Origin of the sequence: Haloferula sp. (assembly GCF_049672945.1) — a bacterium.
Taxonomy (GTDB): domain Bacteria; phylum Verrucomicrobiota; class Verrucomicrobiia; order Verrucomicrobiales; family Akkermansiaceae; genus Haloferula.
Genome location: NZ_JBATWY010000020.1, coordinates 52,163 through 68,833, shown reverse-complemented (window position 1 = coordinate 68,833; position 16,671 = coordinate 52,163). Strand labels below are relative to the sequence as shown.

General features: G+C 57.5%; 15 protein-coding genes. 8 read left to right on the top strand and 7 right to left on the bottom strand.

The genetic code is table 11. The annotated features are described in order from the left end of the window. Positions 1 to 109: 109 nt before the first annotated feature. Entirely contained in the window at positions 110 to 487 is a 378-nt protein-coding gene (locus tag WBG04_RS01770; protein ID WP_424312627.1) for a hypothetical protein, read from the top strand. 31 nt (positions 488 to 518) lie between these two features. On the opposite strand, the gene WBG04_RS01765 is transcribed toward WBG04_RS01770, so the two are convergent. From WBG04_RS01765 to rpsP, 3 genes are all read right to left on the bottom strand, one after another. Next, positions 519 to 2,669, bottom strand: coding sequence for an AMP-binding protein (locus WBG04_RS01765; protein WP_424312626.1), 2,151 nt, complete (start codon positions 2,667 to 2,669; stop codon positions 519 to 521). A 142-nt stretch (positions 2,670 to 2,811) separates the two neighbouring features. After that, complete coding sequence (prfA, locus tag WBG04_RS01760; RefSeq protein WP_424312625.1) at positions 2,812 to 3,897, bottom strand: peptide chain release factor 1; 1,086 nt, start codon at positions 3,895 to 3,897, stop codon at positions 2,812 to 2,814. A gap of 224 nt (positions 3,898 to 4,121) precedes the next feature. After that, positions 4,122 to 4,376 (bottom strand): 30S ribosomal protein S16, encoded by a 255-nt coding sequence (gene rpsP, locus WBG04_RS01755; RefSeq protein ID WP_424312624.1) that lies wholly within the window; start codon positions 4,374 to 4,376, stop codon positions 4,122 to 4,124. A 230-nt stretch (positions 4,377 to 4,606) separates the two neighbouring features. Between rpsP and WBG04_RS01750 the strand changes: the two genes are divergently transcribed. Genes WBG04_RS01750 through WBG04_RS01730 form a run of 5 tightly spaced genes read left to right on the top strand, consistent with a single transcriptional unit; the run spans position 4,607 to position 8,952 of the window. After that, entirely contained in the window at positions 4,607 to 5,254 is a 648-nt protein-coding gene (locus WBG04_RS01750; RefSeq protein WP_424312623.1) for a TPM domain-containing protein, read from the top strand. A 29-nt stretch (positions 5,255 to 5,283) separates the two neighbouring features. Then, a complete protein-coding gene (locus WBG04_RS01745) occupies positions 5,284 to 6,264 on the top strand; it encodes a hypothetical protein (protein WP_424312622.1) in 981 nt (326 codons plus the stop codon). Between the two features lie 41 nt (positions 6,265 to 6,305). Continuing rightward, positions 6,306 to 6,932, top strand: a complete 627-nt coding sequence (locus WBG04_RS01740) for a methyltransferase domain-containing protein (RefSeq protein WP_424312621.1) — start codon at positions 6,306 to 6,308, stop codon at positions 6,930 to 6,932. Positions 6,933 to 6,947: 15 nt separating this feature from the next. Beyond that, on the top strand, positions 6,948 to 7,934 hold the full coding sequence (locus WBG04_RS01735; RefSeq protein ID WP_424312620.1) for a S1C family serine protease: 987 nt from the start codon (positions 6,948 to 6,950) through the stop codon (positions 7,932 to 7,934). After that, positions 7,927 to 8,952, top strand: a complete 1,026-nt coding sequence (locus WBG04_RS01730) for a S1C family serine protease (RefSeq protein ID WP_424312619.1) — start codon at positions 7,927 to 7,929, stop codon at positions 8,950 to 8,952. Before WBG04_RS01735 ends, WBG04_RS01730 begins: the two co-directional genes overlap by 8 nt. On the opposite strand, the gene moeB is transcribed toward WBG04_RS01730, so the two are convergent. Continuing rightward, positions 8,937 to 10,148 carry a molybdopterin-synthase adenylyltransferase MoeB gene (moeB, locus tag WBG04_RS01725; protein WP_424312618.1) on the bottom strand — a complete coding sequence of 404 codons (1,212 nt, stop codon included), beginning with the start codon at positions 10,146 to 10,148 and terminating at the stop codon, positions 8,937 to 8,939. The genes WBG04_RS01730 and moeB overlap by 16 nt on opposite strands. Between moeB and WBG04_RS01720 the strand changes: the two genes are divergently transcribed. Beyond that, positions 10,147 to 10,728, top strand: coding sequence for a thioredoxin family protein (locus tag WBG04_RS01720; protein WP_424312617.1), 582 nt, complete (start codon positions 10,147 to 10,149; stop codon positions 10,726 to 10,728). The genes moeB and WBG04_RS01720 overlap by 2 nt on opposite strands. Before the next feature lie 63 nt (positions 10,729 to 10,791). After that, positions 10,792 to 11,835, top strand: coding sequence for an anthranilate phosphoribosyltransferase (gene trpD, locus WBG04_RS01715; RefSeq protein WP_424312616.1), 1,044 nt, complete (start codon positions 10,792 to 10,794; stop codon positions 11,833 to 11,835). Between the two features lie 23 nt (positions 11,836 to 11,858). On the opposite strand, the gene WBG04_RS01710 is transcribed toward trpD, so the two are convergent. Genes WBG04_RS01710 through nuoL form a run of 3 tightly spaced genes read right to left on the bottom strand, consistent with a single transcriptional unit; the run spans position 11,859 to position 16,643 of the window. Beyond that, positions 11,859 to 13,325 carry an NADH-quinone oxidoreductase subunit N gene (locus WBG04_RS01710; protein WP_424312615.1) on the bottom strand — a complete coding sequence of 489 codons (1,467 nt, stop codon included), beginning with the start codon at positions 13,323 to 13,325 and terminating at the stop codon, positions 11,859 to 11,861. Between the two features lie 43 nt (positions 13,326 to 13,368). After that, positions 13,369 to 14,796 (bottom strand): complex I subunit 4 family protein, encoded by a 1,428-nt coding sequence (locus WBG04_RS01705; RefSeq protein WP_424312614.1) that lies wholly within the window; start codon positions 14,794 to 14,796, stop codon positions 13,369 to 13,371. Between the two features lie 20 nt (positions 14,797 to 14,816). Beyond that, positions 14,817 to 16,643 (bottom strand): NADH-quinone oxidoreductase subunit L, encoded by a 1,827-nt coding sequence (nuoL, locus tag WBG04_RS01700; RefSeq protein ID WP_424312613.1) that lies wholly within the window; start codon positions 16,641 to 16,643, stop codon positions 14,817 to 14,819. Positions 16,644 to 16,671: the final 28 nt, after the last annotated feature.

The following is a 16,671-nucleotide window of genomic DNA, read 5'->3' as shown; positions in this document are numbered from 1 at the left end:
CTAACAGATTGAAATTGATATCGAGGAATTCAGTGGTGGGGCCTTTTTCGAATGAGCTCGGTGGAGTTTCGGATTGAATAGAACTTCCCTCGGTGTCGTCATGACGTGAGTGAAATTCATTTTCCCCTTCCTTGCCGGTTTGTTGCTTCTGACGTCGGCGTTTTCCGCGGAACCGGCTGGCGACCTTGATCCCAAGGCTGCGGTGCGGCTGATTGCCCTTCTCAACGACATCAGCGAAAAGCCGATTGCCATTGCTTCGATCATTTCCGGAACCAAGTCGGACGAAGGATTCGAGGCGAGTCAGGTGCGTCGCGTCACTTCGATCCATCCGGTTGCCGAGGAGGGATCCCGCGTTCGCCGAGTCCGCTGCTACGATTTCTTTTGGAACGAAACCTACGGTTGGTTCGTCTACGAGAAACGGGAAGGCCGGGGAGGTGACGAAGTCTGGATCTGGAGCGAGAACCTGGGCGACATCGTCATCAAGTAACCGCCAGGCAACGAGGGGTGCCTCGGTCGGATCAACGGTTGCTGAGAGCGAGATTTTCGCAGCCCTTCAAATCAAGTTTTCCGGAAGCAAGAACGGGGATCTCGTTCACGGGAGCAATCGACTTGGGGCACCACAAGGAGGGCAGGCCGGCATCCATCAGCTTGTAGCGAAGATCGATGCACTCTTGCTCGAGAGCTGGTCCGGCGATCGTTGAAAGGAGAATGATGGCCTCACCCTTTTGCTCGTCTGGAATTCCGACGATGGCGATTTTGCGCTCTGCTTCCGAATCGAGGCCAAGAGCCTTGTTGATGGCCGCTTCAACTGTCTCATGGGGGACCATTTCCCCGGCGATCTTCGAGAAGCGGGAGATTCGGCCTTCGATGTAGAGGAAGCCGTCAGCGTCGATGCGGCCCACATCACCGGTGCGGAACCAGCCGTCCCTGTTCAGGACTTCTTCGGATTTCTTCGGGTTGTTCAGGTAGCCTGGAAACACATTGGCGCCCTTGAGCCAGATGATGCCCTGCTGGTCGAGCGGGCAGTCCTGATCGGTTGCCGGGTTGGTGAGTTTCACCGCGATACCGGGAAGAGGATGTCCGACCGAACCGGGGCGCGTTGAGGGAATCATTCCCCGGCCGAGTCCCGCAGAAGGATCCGGTAAATTCACATTGGTCGCCGGAGACGTTTCGGTGAGCCCGTAGCCCTCTTGGGGTTGGATGCCGAACTTCTCTTCAAAGGCGGCCGAAAGACTGTCGGGAAGTTTCTCGGCACCGGTGACGACCAGGTCGAGTGACTTGAGCCGCTCAGGCTCGACCCTCTTCATGTAGCCACGAAGGAACGTCGGCGTGGCGAGCAGGATATTCACGCTGTGCTGGGCAATCAATTCGCCGAGGCGCTTGGTCTCGAGGGGGTTCGGATAAGTGACGAGGTCGATGCCTTCAATCACAGGAAACCAGAGTGTGACGGTGCAGCCGAAGGAATGAAAGAGTGGCAGACAACCCAGAATCTTTGAGTCATCCTTGACGCTGAGTCTTGAGGAAAACTGGCAGACGTTTGCCAACATGTTGCGGTGGCTCAGTACTACACCCTTCGGTTCTCCGGACGATCCCGAGGTGAAAAGCAGGACCGCCTCATCCTCGCCCTTTTTCTTGCCGATGCCAAAGATGCTACCGATGACCTTCGCCGGGAGGATCTTGCTGAGGATGGCCCAAACGATGATCTTGCTTTTGAGCGTCGGAAGAACCCTCTCGATGAAGATGAGGTCCCGGTTGGGAGGCCAGGGAAAGGAGGGGACCTTTCTTACAAATGGATCCGCCGTGATGAAACGGTCCAGGTCTGCCTGCCTCATCGATGACCGAATGGCTTCATGGCTGGCAGTAAAGTTGAGGTTGACCGGCGTCTTGCCGGCAAAAAGGACCGCAAGGTTGGCCACCAGTCCCGCCTTGCCGGAAGGAAGGATGATTCCGACTCTGGCATTGTCGGTTTCCTGCTTGATGTGCTTCGAAAGCATCAGAGCCGCCGCCAACACCCGATCAAATCCAAGTGTCGAGTCGTCCGAGCCGTCGTGAAGCTTGGTGCGGCCACCATGTTTCTTCAGTCCTTCGAGGAGGGCGGTGGCTAGCGAACCTTTAAGAAATGAGCGGCTGGAAAAGGCCTCTTCGGCCGCTTCGAGAAATCCTTGTCTGAGCGCCGAACCGCTCGCGGTTTTTGCAGGAATCAATGACCCAACGGCAATGATAGCTCGCGGGAGTGAGCCCAGGCGCTCGATGGAAAGAGCGGCCTCCTGCGGGTAGTCAATCGCGATCGGCAACATGGGCAAGCCAAGTGTCCCAAGTGAAGCCATGGTCTTCCCGGGAATGTGGCAGGGGATGGAGGGACGGGCCGATTTTTTCTCTGGAACGTAGATCAGGACCGCTCCGTTTGCGATTGACGCCTTCAATTGTTCGCCGGCCGCCGACAGATCACTATCGCCGTCAGAAAACGCGGCTCCCGCCCCGGATTTTTCCAATAGGGCTTCAAGCTGGGGATCGAGTGCGGAAGACTCTTCGATGAGCCAGGTGATCGCACGGCCAGCGAAAAGGTTGGTGAGGTAAGCAAATTCGCTCGCATCCAGGCGCCCCGGGACTACCAGGCAACCCGTGGCGGGAATGCGGTCTTGGTTGAGAATCTGAACAGCGGAACTCATCGTTAGGCGGTCGAACGCGGCCAAAGTGAATGGACCTTCAATGAATTCCTAGTCTTTCCGGTGCCGTTCGCATCGTTTTTTCGAAAGAATGGAGATGCTCGGAATCTTCCATCGACCGGGAATCCGGGCAAGGGACTCCGACTCAGAAGCGTGATCCCGACTCCGCCTCCGCCAATCGCTCGGCCATTTCCGTTCGTTGGAGCGCCAAGGTGATCTCACTAAGGTCCCCGGCGAGAATACCATCGAGATTGTGGGTCGTCAGTCCGATCCGGTGGTCGGTGATGCGGCTTTGGGGGAAATTGTAGGTGCGGATTTTTTCCGAGCGATCGCCTGAGCCGATGAGTGCCCGGCGCGTGGCGGAATATTTTTCCTGAGTTTGGCGCTGTTTGGCCTCGTAGAGCCGACTGCGGAGAATCTGAAGGGCGCGCTCCTTGTTGTGCCCTTGGGACCGCCCGTCCTGGCACTTCACCTGAATTCCCGTGGGGAGGTGAGTGACCTGGACTGCTGAGTCGGTGGTGTTGACGTGCTGTCCACCGGGACCGCCCGAGCGGGTGGCCTGGATGTGGAGATCTTCGGGCCTGATCTGCACATCGACCTCTTCGGCTTCAGGTAGGACGGCAACCGTAACGGTCGAAGTGTGAATGCGTCCTTGGGTTTCGGTGGCGGGCACGCGCTGGACCCGATGGACGCCGCTCTCGTACTTCAAGTAGCGGAACACTTCGTCACCGGTCACGCGGAGGACAACTTCTTTGAAGCCACCGACATCCGATGGACTGCTTCCGAGGTGCTCGGCTTTCCATCCACGGCCTTCGGCGTAGCGCTGATACATTCGCATGAGCTCTGCCGCGAAGAGCGACGCTTCATCGCCGCCGGCACCTGCTCGAATTTCAACCAAGGCATCACGATCCTCATCCGGGTCGGCGGGAAGGAGCGCATACTGAAGCTTCTCCTCAAGGTCGGGAATGCGTGCCTCAAGTTCGGGAAGCTCCTCGCTGGCCATGGCTGCAAGTTCCTGGTCCTCGCTTTTGGCCAATTCCTGATTGTCGGAAACCTGATCCCTGAGGCTCTCCAATTCGTCCCAAAGCTCGAGGGTTTCCTTGAGCCTTCGGTGCTCGCGCATGACTTCGGTGGCGCGCTTGGAATCCTCGAAAAGCGATGGGTCTTCGATGGATTCAGAGACCTCGGCAAAGCGACGGCGGCGTTGGGAGATGAGGCTGGCGTAGTCCATGGAAATTGGTCGGGGGGCAATCCAGACACAAAACACCCGCTCGGCAAGGACCAGCGGGGTATTTGTTGAAAAAATCGTGTGAGTTCTGCTGCGGACAAACCGCCTTGGACACGACTCCGGCGGCAAGTCAACCGAGGGCCTGAGGCGGAGAGTGGATCAATGAAATAAAAACTGCCGCACCCCGATGATCAGGGAGCGGCAGATGAAAATCCAGACTGGCGGCCTTACGCCTTGGCTGCAGAAGTGCGGGCCTTGCGGATGATACTGGCGACCGTTTCCGATGGCCTTGCTCCAACGCCAAGCCACTTGTCGGCCTTTTCAAGATCGATCAAATAGTTCTCACCCTCTTTCATCGGGTCGTAGGTGCCAAGTTGCTCGATATAACGACCATCACGGCGCTTGCGGCTGTCCACGGCGACGATTTTGAAGTAGGGACGGTCCTTGGCTCCCTGGCGGTTTAGACGAATAGCGACGGCCATAATAGATTGCGGAAAGTTCGTTGGAGACCCGGACGAATGCGGGCGGGCGCGGACACTGCAACGAGGCCCCAGCCTTGCCAAGCAGAAAGTGCACGAATTTCGTGAGCTTCCGAAGGACGCATGGCGGTAGTCATCCGATGGGCTGGGGGATGCAAGTCAGGATCTTAGGAAACCTTGATCTTTCGCTTTGACCAAGGACGTCCGTTTTGACTACCTTCCGGGGGTCGCCCATGAAATGCCCTCGCTGTGTCCAGATCATCCATCGCGGCGCGGAAAGCTGCCCTCATTGTGGATTCGGGATTGGGGCGGCGGATGAGCGCTACGGCGCGGATGATGTGGTGATCCGGAGGCTTGAGGATCAAGCCGGCCTGATGAGGAGTTCCGAGCGTGAGAAGTTGGAATTGGCGATGGATCGTTTCCAGAGACGTTTCCCTCAGTTGTTTTTTGCCGTCTACACCAGCCGGGCCGAGGGCCGTAGCGATGTCCGGCAGTTTGGTTTCTGGCTGCTCAATCGTGCGGCCTTTCAAGATATTGGGATCGATCGGCCGAACGCATGTGGGATTCTTCTGACCATCGATCCTGATGCGAAGTCGGCGGGCATCACTTGGGGGTATGGGTTGGACGCCTTTCTCACGGAGGAGGATAGTTTTCTCTTCTTGAGTCGCGCCCATGCCTACTGGGTCGAAGGCCGTTACAGCGAAGGCATCGTTCGGGGTTTGGAACAATTGACCAAACTTCTGATCAAGCGTTGTCGCCAGGCGAAAGCAGACCCTGAAAGGTTCGAACGGCGCGTGGCACCGCCTCTCGCTGCGAGGCAGGTGGCGGAACGGATTCGCGCCGGACATCGTCGGTCGGCAGTCAAGGAGGTCCAAGCGTGAAGGTTTCCCTGGCTTGGCTTCTTCCTGCCATGGCGCTCAGCGCTGCGGATCCAGTGCTGAATCTTCCGGACTGGTCCGAAGAGTCTCGCAAAATGGTGAGCTCCGATGAGTGGGTGCCGGGGGGGGGATTGCTGTTGACGGAGATTGAGACCTACCCGGCTGAGTCGACCGCCATGCAGCCACCGACCTCAGCCGAAATGACGGAAGAACGCCGGGCGGATGAAATCCCGGAAGAGTTTCTGGACCGTTACTTCGCGCATCGTCCTGAGACCTTTTTGCTCGATCCCCAAGGTTTGCTTGATCCTACCGCAATGCGGGATCGACTCGCCTTCCTGAACTATCACTCGGCGGATTCCCAGATCGACTTTCATGTCTATCTTTTCGGTCCCGAGCAGGAAATTCCCGGAGAGGTCCGCGAGGAGGAGATCAGTGAGCGGTTTTTCGGTGAAGGGCGACATTCCCTCACGTTGTTCTATTACCTTGGAGCTCCTCAGCGCTCGGAAATTTTCCTTAGCCCCGGATTGACCGATTCGGTCTCGGATGCGGAACGAAGACGGATCCTTCAAAGCTCGATCCTTGCTTCCTTGGAACGATCGGACTCGATTTCCCAGTTGGAGGCGTTCTGTGTGCAGACCTCGATTAGAATTTACTGGATCGAGCGAGCCGCAGGCTTGGTCGGCGAGGGCCCCGTTGCATCAACGATAGAAAGGAAGGAGGTGGCACCCGGAGCGGTTCCAACGCGCGCCGATGCATTGAAAAAGATGTTCGATGCCTTCTGGTGGGAATGGGGCGCGCTTTTTTCCGTTTCGACCTTTGGGCTCCTCATCAGCCTTGGAAGCGTCTGGCTCGCCCGCGCCCGTGCCAAGTATCGGCTGCCTGAGTTTGAAGTGGCAGCCCGCCTCGGTGGGGCTCATGCCGCGGGAGTCGGAGCGGTGATTGGATTCGGCAGCACGACCCAGTCTCCGTCGACGCAGCAATCCAAGGTGCCAGAGTATTTTGGGGGGATTTGATCAGATCAGGAGAGGATAGCCGTATGTCATGAACTGATGTGATGACTGATTGGGATGGACGATGGCGAAGTCAGGATACTCCTTGGGATAAGGGGGCGCCGGCACCTCCGCTGGTGGAATTGTTATCCACCCCACATGCCGAACAAATCATCGGCCAGCGGGTGCTCGTTCCCGGCTGTGGTTCCGGGCATGATGTGAGGGAGCTTGCCAGATCTGGAGCAATTGCGACCGGACTCGACATCTCAGCGACCGCCGTAGCTCGGGCCCAGCAGATCGAATCAATCCAGGGGGCCAGTTTCATCGCGGGGAGCTTCTTCGATTGGGAGTCTGATCCGTTTGATGCGATCTGGGAGCACACCTGTTTTTGCGCAATCGAGCCGGACGAGCGGGTGCGGTATGCGAGGGCATGCGGTCGTTTGATCCGGCCGGGCGGCTATCTCACCGGTGTCTTTTATCTGGAACCGTGGCCACCCGGTGAAACCCCCAGCCCGCCGCCCTACCGCTCCGAGAAGGCGGAAATCATCCAATTATTGGAGCCCGAATTTGTTCTGCGCTGGGACAAAATTCCCGAACTGAGCTTTCCCGGCAGGGAAGGTCGGGAATGGTTGGCGGTTTTTCAGCGCCTCGATCGGGACCGGGGGGTTGCAGACTCAGGAATGGAGCGCTAAACTAACCAACAGTTCATGATTCGCCTTCGCCTCATCGTCCTACTCGCCATCCACGCCCTGGCTCCCTCCGTTTATGCCGAGCGGTCCTACATCAATGACAAAAAGGCTCCGGAGAATCGTCACGATCTTGAGGTGATTCAAAAGCACCTTACTCGGGTTCTACCCGCGGCGCGACGAGCAACGGTATGCATCGACCTCGGCGAGGGTTCCGGCAGTGGCGTGGTGATTTCCAAGGAAGGCCTGATTCTAACGGCTGCTCACGTCACGGCAGGAGTCGGGAAAGAGTTTACCGTGATCTTTGAGGACGGAAAGAAGGTGCAAGCCGAGTCGCTCGGTCTCAATTCCGAAACAGACGCCGCCATGGCAAGGATCATCGATGAGGGGACTTATCCTTTCGTTCCGATTGATCGAAAGGATAGCACTCGCTTGGGAGACTGGGTGTTTTCACTGGGGCATTCGGGCGGCTTCGACAAGGAGCGGGGTAGCGTTGTGCGGATCGGTCGCCTCGTCCGCATGTCCGACACCACCATTCAATCGGACTGCAATCTGATTGGTGGCGATTCGGGTGGTCCGCTGTTTGATCTGGAAGGCCAGTTGGTCGGCATTCATTCACGCGTGGGAAATCGCCTTCCGGAAAACATGCATGTGCCGATGTCCGAGTTTCTCGGGAACTGGGATGCCATGTCCGAGGGCGAGTTCATCGGCAAGGGCCCATTCGCGACGAAGCCGGAGAAGGGCAAGGCTTTCCTCGGGCTTCTAGCCGACTCTCACTCCGAGGACGGGCTCAAGGTCAAAAAGGTAGGCCGTGAGTCGCCCGCCGAGGAAGCGGGAATCAAGGTCGGCGACGTGCTGCTGAAGATGGATGATCACGTTCTTGAAAGCCGGGAGGAGTTCAAGGAGCTGATGAAAGAAAAGGCTCCGGACGATCGAGTGGTCTTTGAAATGCTTCGTAACGGGAAAATCGAAACCTTGACGCTCCGACTTGGAAACCGTGATGACTAGACTACTGATACCGCTTCTTATCCTCGCTTCTGGTCCGTCGGTCATTGGCGCACAGAGTCTGGAGTTCAACTACCGGACTTCGGGACCGGCGGTTCACGAGGCATTCGAATCGGTCCGCGAGTTCCTCCAGACGAGCAGTGCGGTCATTCGGCGTGGGCGGGAAGAAGTGATCTTCGGGACCGTCGTCTCAGCCGATGGCTACATTCTCACCAAGGCCAGCGAATTGGGCGCGATCGAGGATCTTTCGATCACCGTCGATCGTGAAGTCTTCAACTCACCCAGGATCGTGGCGGAGGATCCCGTTTGGGACGTCGCCCTCCTCAAGGTTGAGGCGAGTAACTTGATCCCGGTACAACTCTCCCCCTTGGATGAGCATTCGCAGGGAACTTGGTTGGTCGCAAACGGAGCAACCACCCGCAGTAGTCGTCGCGTCCAGATTGGTGTGGTGTCTGCGAACGAGAGGGAAGTCTTCGCCAAGGGAGGCACGGTGCTTGGAGTTTCGCTCAAGGATGATAATGAGAACGAGTTGATCGTCAGTGAAGTCACCGAAGGAAGTGGTGCCGAGGAAGCAGGGCTCCAGCCCGATGACAAGATCGTCTCGATCGAGGGCAAGCGGGTCGGGACCCGCGCTGAGGTTGCTGAAGAACTACGGGAACGAAGAGTCGGAGATCGGGTAACGATTGGCGTGCTCCGGAAGGGCGAGGAGATTTCAGTAAAGGTCGCCCTGTCCGGAAGAGCCGAGCTTTTTGGAGAACAGGCATCGCGAAACGACATGATGAGCGGCGAATACTCCGAGCGCCGCACTGGTTTTCCTCGGGTCATGCAGCATGACATCATCGGTAACCGGCACTTCATGGGCGGTCCGGTCTTCAATTTGAATGGCGAGTGCGTGGGGATGAACATCGCCCGTTTCAGTCGCTGCGAAACGTACGCGATTCCGGCCAAGGAACTTCTGGTGCTTGTTGGTCGTCTCTTGGATGAGGTCGGAGCTTCTCCCGAGGCTCAGGAACCCCGCTGAAGCCAGGCTTCGATCCCGCCTTCAACATTGGTGGCTCCCTGAATTCCTTGAGCTTGCAGGAAGGTCACGGCCTTCGCCGACCTGCCGCCGAGCTTGCAGTGGACGAGCACTTCACCCTCTCGTGGGATTTCATTGATCCGATCCGCAATCTCACCCAGGGGAATCAGTCGGCTTCCCGGAATGGCGGCCTCCGCATGCTCGTCGGGCTGCCTGACATCAATCAAGAGGGTGGCGGGGTTGTGCTTGAGCCTTTCGGCAAGCTCATCAACGGAAATACTAGGAATATCGGTCATGTTACAATCGGGTGTTGAGCGGGTTTCAGAATTGTCGTGAGAATAAATGGATGCTTCAGGTCCGCAGAGCCTGCAGGATGGGTCCTTGGCAAGTCTGAGCGTCCTGAACGAAGTACGTAGCGCATCGTAGCACAACAACTCTCCAAGCGGTGGCTCACCAATGCCTAACAGAATCTTGATGGCCTCCATGGCTTGAAGACTGCCAATGATACCCGGCAGGACTCCAAGCACTCCGGCTTCTTCACAGCTCGGAGCCGCGCCGGGCGGTGGCAGGGACGGGAGCATGCAGCGGTAGCAGGGCCCGCCCCGATCCGGCCAGAATACCGTCGACTGACCTTCAAAGCGGAAGATCGAGCCGTAGACGCACGGCTTCTTTTGGAAAAAGCAGATGTCGTTGGTCAGAAAGCGGGTTGGGAAGTTGTCGGAGCCGTCGAGAATCAGATCGTATTCCGATGCGATGGCTTCCGCGTTCCGTGGCGTGAATCTCGAGGAGTGAGCCTCGATACGGATCAGGGGATTGACTTCCCTGAGCCGGTGTTGCGCACTAGCGAGCTTGGGCTCACCGATCCACGGCTCTCCGTGCAGGATCTGTCGCTGGAGGTTGGAGCGATCGACCTTGTCGTCGTCGACCAGACCGATCCGTCCGACGCCAGCCGCGGCAAGATAGAGGGCTGCCGGCGACCCGAGCCCTCCGGTGCCGATCAACAGGACCGACGCGGCCTTCAGTTTCCTTTGCCCCTCCTCGCCAACTCCTGGAATCGACAAATGGCGGGCATAGCGGAGTCGTTCGTCCTGATTGAGTTGCGGGAGGTCCATCGACGCGTTCATCCTAGCGTTGCGCCTGTCGAAGGCAACCCATTCACCACTTGACGGGACGGGATCGCCGAGGAAAGACAGTAGCATGTCTGAAACCTTATCCACCTTCTCGCTCCAGCCCGGAGATTCGGCTCCCGAATTTGCTCTTCCGGCACCCGACGGCACGGTCCATCGCCTGGAACAACTGGCGGGGCCCGCTGGTCTGCTGGTCGTCTTCGCCTGCAATCATTGTCCCTACGTCATCCATCTTGCCGAAGTTCTGGGAGAACTTGCTCGGGAGTTCGACAAGCAGGGCATTGGGACTGTTGCGATTTCCTCGAACGACATCGAGAATTACCCTCAGGATCGACCGGAGTTGATGGCCGTGTTCGCCAAAGAGAGTCAGTGGGATTTTCCGTATCTCTACGATGCCACTCAGGAGGTCGCCAAGTCCTATGGCGCGGCATGCACTCCCGACTTCTTTCTCTTTGACGGTGATCGGCGGCTCTTCTACGCAGGACAGTTCGATGAAACCCGGCCAAGAAGCGGAGAGAAACCAGATGGAGCGGATATGAGGGAAGCCGTTTCCAAAATGCTCGCAGGGGGGGACCCCATTCTAAATCCGAGACCGAGCAGTGGCTGTAACATCAAATGGATTGCAGGCAATGAGCCGAGCTACTTCGGGTGACGTTCGGACTCTTTGAGACATCGAGGTTTGCCTGTGGCTTGATTCGCTGCCAATAATCGAGCCATGGACGCGCTGATTCAGCATCTCGAGGATGGCAACGAGCTTGGACACTCGCAGATCAAGGTTGCCGCCGGGCTACTTTTGAACGACGACATCAGCGACGACAAGAAGGCCCGGCTACTCGAAGGGCTTTCAACCAAGGGCGAAACGGCAGCGGAAATCGCGGGCTTTGTTGAAGCTTTCCTTGATCACGCCGTGGATCCGGAGATTGAACTTCTCGATCTTGAGGGGCCGACGATCGATGTCTGCGGGACCGGTGGCGACAAGTTGAATCTGTTCAACGTCTCAACGACGGCGATGTTTGTGGTGGCGGCGGCAGGAGCGAATGTTTTGAAGCATGGCAATCGTGGAATCACTTCGAAGAGTGGTGGTGCCGACGTGCTTGAGGCTCTGGGGATCCGAATTGATCTGCCGGCCGAGGGCTTTCGCCGCTGCATCAAGGAGGCCGGTGTCGGGTTTCTCTTTGCGCCTGCCTATCACCCGGCTTTCAAGTCGGTGGTGGGTGTCAGGAAGCAACTCGCGACAAAGGGCGTCAGGACGATCTTCAATTTGATTGGTCCCTTGCTCAATCCCGCCAGACCCCAATGCCAGCTTGTTGGAGTATTCTCCCGCGAGCTTTGCCCGGTGTTCGCCGAGATCCTTCAGCGCCTCGGTCGTGAAAGCGCTTGGGCCGTCCACGGAACCACAGGGGATGGGCGCTCAGTCGATGAGGTCAGTCTTCTGGGCTCAACACGTATCTGTAAATCGGGCAGTATGCAGGACATTCAGGATGAAGAAATCCGACCACGTGACTTCGGCATGAAGCACGCCGAGGTTGAAGACCTTGCGGGAGGCGATGCCAAAGTGAATGCCGCGATCCTTGAAAGGATTCTTTCCGGCAATGAAACCGGACCCAAGCGCGACATGGTTCTCCTTAATGCAGGTGCGGCCATCGCTTGCTGCGGCCTCGCTGACGACATTGGGGACGGTATTGAACTCGCCCGCAATGTCATTGATGAAGGCGGTGCGATTGATCGACTGCGTGCCTTGCAGACCGCTGCCAAGTAGGGGTTCCGCACAGGGCCGCCACATCAGCCGAGCAACCAGAGGATCGGCTGAGGCCAAACACCGAGAACAATCACTGCCGTGGTCAGCGCCGCGACACAGACTCGTGAAATCTTTGGAAGTTCCACCGACTTCGCTTTGTCGGCCGGCTCGTTCCACCACATCGAACGAATTACTTTGAAATAGTAGTAGAAGCCCGCGGAGGCACCGATAGCTGCAAGAATCACGCCCCACCAAAGGCCGGCATTGGCGGCGAGGAGAAAGACGAAGAACTTGCCCCAAAAACCCACGGTCAGCGGGATGCCGGCGAGGGCAGCCATGATGATGGTCATCGCAACGGCGAGCATGGGGCTTCGCTTCCCGAGACCGTCGAACGCGTCGATCATCTCGGAGTCTTCCAGAATCCTGACTTGGGCCAGGACGAAGAAGGCGGCAAGAGTCATCAACAGGTAGGTTGCCAGATAGAAGGAAACGGCATTTACGGAACCTAATTCACTAGGGTCTCCCTCCGTCCAGGCGGCGAGAGCGAGGATGAGAAAGCCAGCGTGGGCGATTGAAGAGTAGGCAAGCAGGCGCTTGAAGTTCGTTTGGGCAATGGCGGCAAAGTTTCCGAAAAGCACGGTCGCTGTCGCCATGAGTAGAAGGATCATGACAATCGGTCCCGCCACCGGCGACTCCGGTTTCATGAGTGGATCGAGGAAGCGAATCAGCAGGATGAAGCCGGCGGCCTTCGAGCCAACGGATAGAAAGGCGGTCGTCGGAGTGGGCGCACCTTGATAGACGTCAGGTATCCAAACCTGCATTGGCACGGCTCCGATCTTGAAGCCGAGCGCGACGAGCACCAGACCGATACCGAAGAGAAGCGGCGTCGTGTTCTCGATTGTTTGGACCTTTGCAGCAATCGCTGCGAGGTTCATGGTCCCGGTTGCGCCATAGATCCAGGCGATGCCGTAGACTAGAAAACCCGTACTGAGGGCACCGAGAATCAGATACTTCACACCGGCTTCAAGCGATCCCACGTTGCGGCGCATGTAGGCTACAAGGATGTAAAAGCTGATCGTAACCAGTTCCAGAGCCACAAAGGCACCAGCAAGGTCCTTGGCAGAGGCCATCCACATCATTCCGGCACAGGCGAAGACCGGAAGCGCATAGAATTCGCCAGTTCCGGCTTCGGATCCGGGGTGGTCGGTGTAACGAGAAAGGATCGATCGGTAGTCGATCGACATCAGAATCACCAACGCCGTGCAGACCAACGCGAAGCCCTTGTAGAAGCGCGCGAGACTGTCGAATGCGTAGAAGTTCTCCCAGATCGGAGCGGAAGCGGTTTCTTCAGTCGGCCCTTTGACGAAAAACAGCAGCACGAGGATGGCTGCCAAACCTGCAGCGGCAGAGAGTCCGATGGCCTTCTTCGAGTGGCTCGGACCGAAGGCCTCGAACATCAATAGAACGATACCGAGGATCACCGTGAAGGCTTCGAGGTAGTAGGCGGGCATGGTTAAGGAAATTTTCAATAATCAAGTATCGATGCCAAAGCAGTTACTTGAAGAAATTGAGAAGGAGGTTGGGGAAGATGCCGACGATGAGCAATACGACGGCAAGAAAAACGGCGGGGACTCGGTCCATCAACGTGAGGTCAGCCGCAGATTTGGTCGAAGTTACAGGAGGACCCTGGAAGATGTTCCGATAGGCTCGCAGCATGTAGACGGCGCTGATCACCACGCCCCAGATGGAGAGGATGCAAGTGATCTGAACCGGGCCGAGACCTGCGACAGGATCGTAATTTTCGAACGATGAGATAAAGACCATCACTTCACCGGCAAAATTGGCCAATCCGGGAAGACCAATGCTCGCCATGCCGACGATTCCAAACAGGAAGGCAAGTTTGGGTGCGGCCTTGGCCAGACCGCCGAGTTCATGGAGATCCAGGGTGCCGGTATTTCTTTCAATCCGATCCGCCAGACCAAAGAGCATCGCGATGGAGATACCATGAGCGAACATGAGCAGAACGGCCGCAGGCTTCGCGAGTTCATTTTCCGGCGAAGCCACCAGTGCGGCAATCGCAAGAAAGATGTAGCCCATGTGCATCACCGAGGAGTTTCCGAGCATGCCATCGAGACGCTTCTGGTTGATCGTCACGAAACCAACCCAGAGAACGTTGCCAAGCAGCAGCACACAGAGCGGTGTCAACCACGCCGCCATTCCTTCAGGAAGCAGGGGCACGGCCAGACGAAGCAAACCGTAAAGACCGAATTTCTTCAACACACCGGCGTGGAGCATCGTCGTCGGTGCGGGCGCACTGGCATAAGCCGGTGCCGCCCAGGAATGGAAGGGGAAGAGGGAAACCAGAACCCCGAAACCGACAATCAAGAGGGCTGCGATGCCTTTCTGGCTTTCCGGGTCGATGCTGCTTGCCGACATCGCCGTCATGTCGAGGGTCCCAACCGCAGCGGCCAACCAGGCGAGACCGGCAAGAAGAACCAGCGAGCCGAAGCCGAGGTAGATCGTGATTTTCCAGGCGGCCGCCTTGCGGTCGCCCCGGCCCAGCATCCCGATCATCAGGAAGGTCGGGATCAGGGCCAATTCGTGGAAGGCGTAAAAGAAGAACAGATCGGTCGAGAGGAACGCACCGATCGCACCGGCTGAGATCAGCAAGGAGGAGCCGTAGTAGAGTCGCTCCTTGCCAACAGGGGATGCTCCCGAAAAGAGGGCGGCAAAGGTGACGATCACCGACAGCAGCAGCATGATCGTGCTCATGCCATCGACGAGGCTGAGCGAGAGATTGACTTCCGGACGAGCGAGAACCTGCACGGAGAAGTTCCAGAAGCCGGCACCCGATGAGGCCGTCGCGGCAAGACCGAGAGCAAGATTGAGCGCACCGGCAATCTGAGCCGTCGGCTTGGCTTTACTACCGGTGAAAATCGCGCAGGCGGCGATGATCGGAATGAGTATGAGCAGAAGAAGCATCGAAAGATTCTATTGAAGGATTACTTCCAGAAGGCGGTGACGTAGACGACCAGGATCACTCCGAGGCCGAAGATGAAGGCATAACCCTGAAGGTTTCCACTTTGAAGTCGGCGGAAGATGCCACCGAAGGATTCGACGAGTCGGCTTGTCCCACCGACCAGCAGGCCGTTGATCAGGAATTCATCGAAGAAGTTGACGATCGCCGCAAAGCCATCCTGGAAATACTTGACCACGCCCTTTTCATAAATGGTGTCGAGATAGAAGCGGTTGCGGAAAAGCGGGATGGAGATGGGGTCCCTGGCTCTGCCCTTGTAGAGGATGAATCCAAGAATGAGGCCTGCGATCAGCGAGGCGATGGAAAGGCCCATCACCAGATAATGGCCTTCGACATGTTGGCCTCCATGATCCGGCCGGATGGCGCTCAAGGGGCCGGTTAACCAAGCGGATCCGATGGCGAGCCCGGCAAGCACCAGTAGAGGAACAAACATGAGCGGTCCGACTTCCTTGGCGTGCTCCGCATTGTCGGAGCGGTGTTTGCCGAGGAAGGCCACGACGAAGGCTCGAGTCATGTAGAAGGTGGTTAGGAAGGCGACTCCAACGGCCATGACGAAGAGGATCGTGTTTTTTCCGTAAGCCGCGGCGAGGATCTCCTCTTTCGAGTAAAAGCCGGAAGTCACAAATGGCACGGCGATCAAAGCGGCGGTGCCAATGGCGAAGGTGAAGCCGGTAATGGGCATCTTCTTTAACAGGCCGCCCATCTTCCAGATGTTCTGCTCGTGGTGGCAGGCGTAGATGACGGCTCCGGAGCCGAGGAACAGCAGCGCCTTGAACCAGGCGTGAGTGAAAAGGTGGAACATGCCAGCCTCGCCTGCAAGAAGGCCGACTGCCATCACCATGTAACCAAGCTGTGAAAGCGTGGAGTAGGCGAGGATGCGTTTGATGTCGTCTTGCTGCGTCGCCATCAAGGCAGCGCCCAAGGCCGTGAAACCGCCGACCCATGCAATCGTCTCACCAGCGAATCCTGCAAAGGCCTCTTCGCCAAGGGAAAGTTGAACGCGGAAAAGCATGTAGACACCCGCAGCAACCATCGTCGCGGCGTGGATCAGGGCTGAAACCGGTGTCGGGCCCTCCATCGCATCTGGCAACCAGACATGCAGCGGCATCTGAGCCGATTTTCCGACTGCGCCGCAGAAGACGCAAAGCACCGCAGTGCCGAGAAGGGTTCCAACAATTTCAGGATTGGCTGCCGCGAAGGTGGCAAGGCCCGCACTCATGTCATCGAAGACGAAGGTGCCGGTGAGTCCAAAGAGGAGCAGGATTCCCACCATGAAACCAAAGTCACCGATGCGGTTGACGAGGAAGGCCTTTTTGGCAGCATCTGCGGCCGAGTCTTTCTGATACCAGTGGCCGATCAGCAGATAGGAACTGAGGCCGACCAACTCCCAGAAGATGAAGGTCATGATGAAGTTTCCGGCGAGGACGATGCCAGTCATCGAGAACATGAAGAGCGAGAGGCCGGTGAAGTAGCGGGCTTTCGCCGAATCGTCGGCCATGTAGGCCAGCGAGAAAATGTGCACCAGCATGCCGACGCCAGTCACCACGATCATCATGCCCTTCGACAGTTGGTCGAGTTTGAATGAGATATCGACATGGAAGGATCCGACCGAGATCCAATGGAAACCTGCGGTGCTGTCTTCGCTGCCGAGAAGAATGAGGGAAATCAGGAAAGTCACGCCCACCGAGGCGGTGGAAACCATCGACGCGATGAAGGCGTTCCGCTTCAGGTAAAGCTGGTTCGCCGCAGCTGCGAGCAGCGGTATGAGAAGTAAGAGCCAGGCGAGGGACATGGGTGAGAGTCGATTGAGAAGGTTCGTG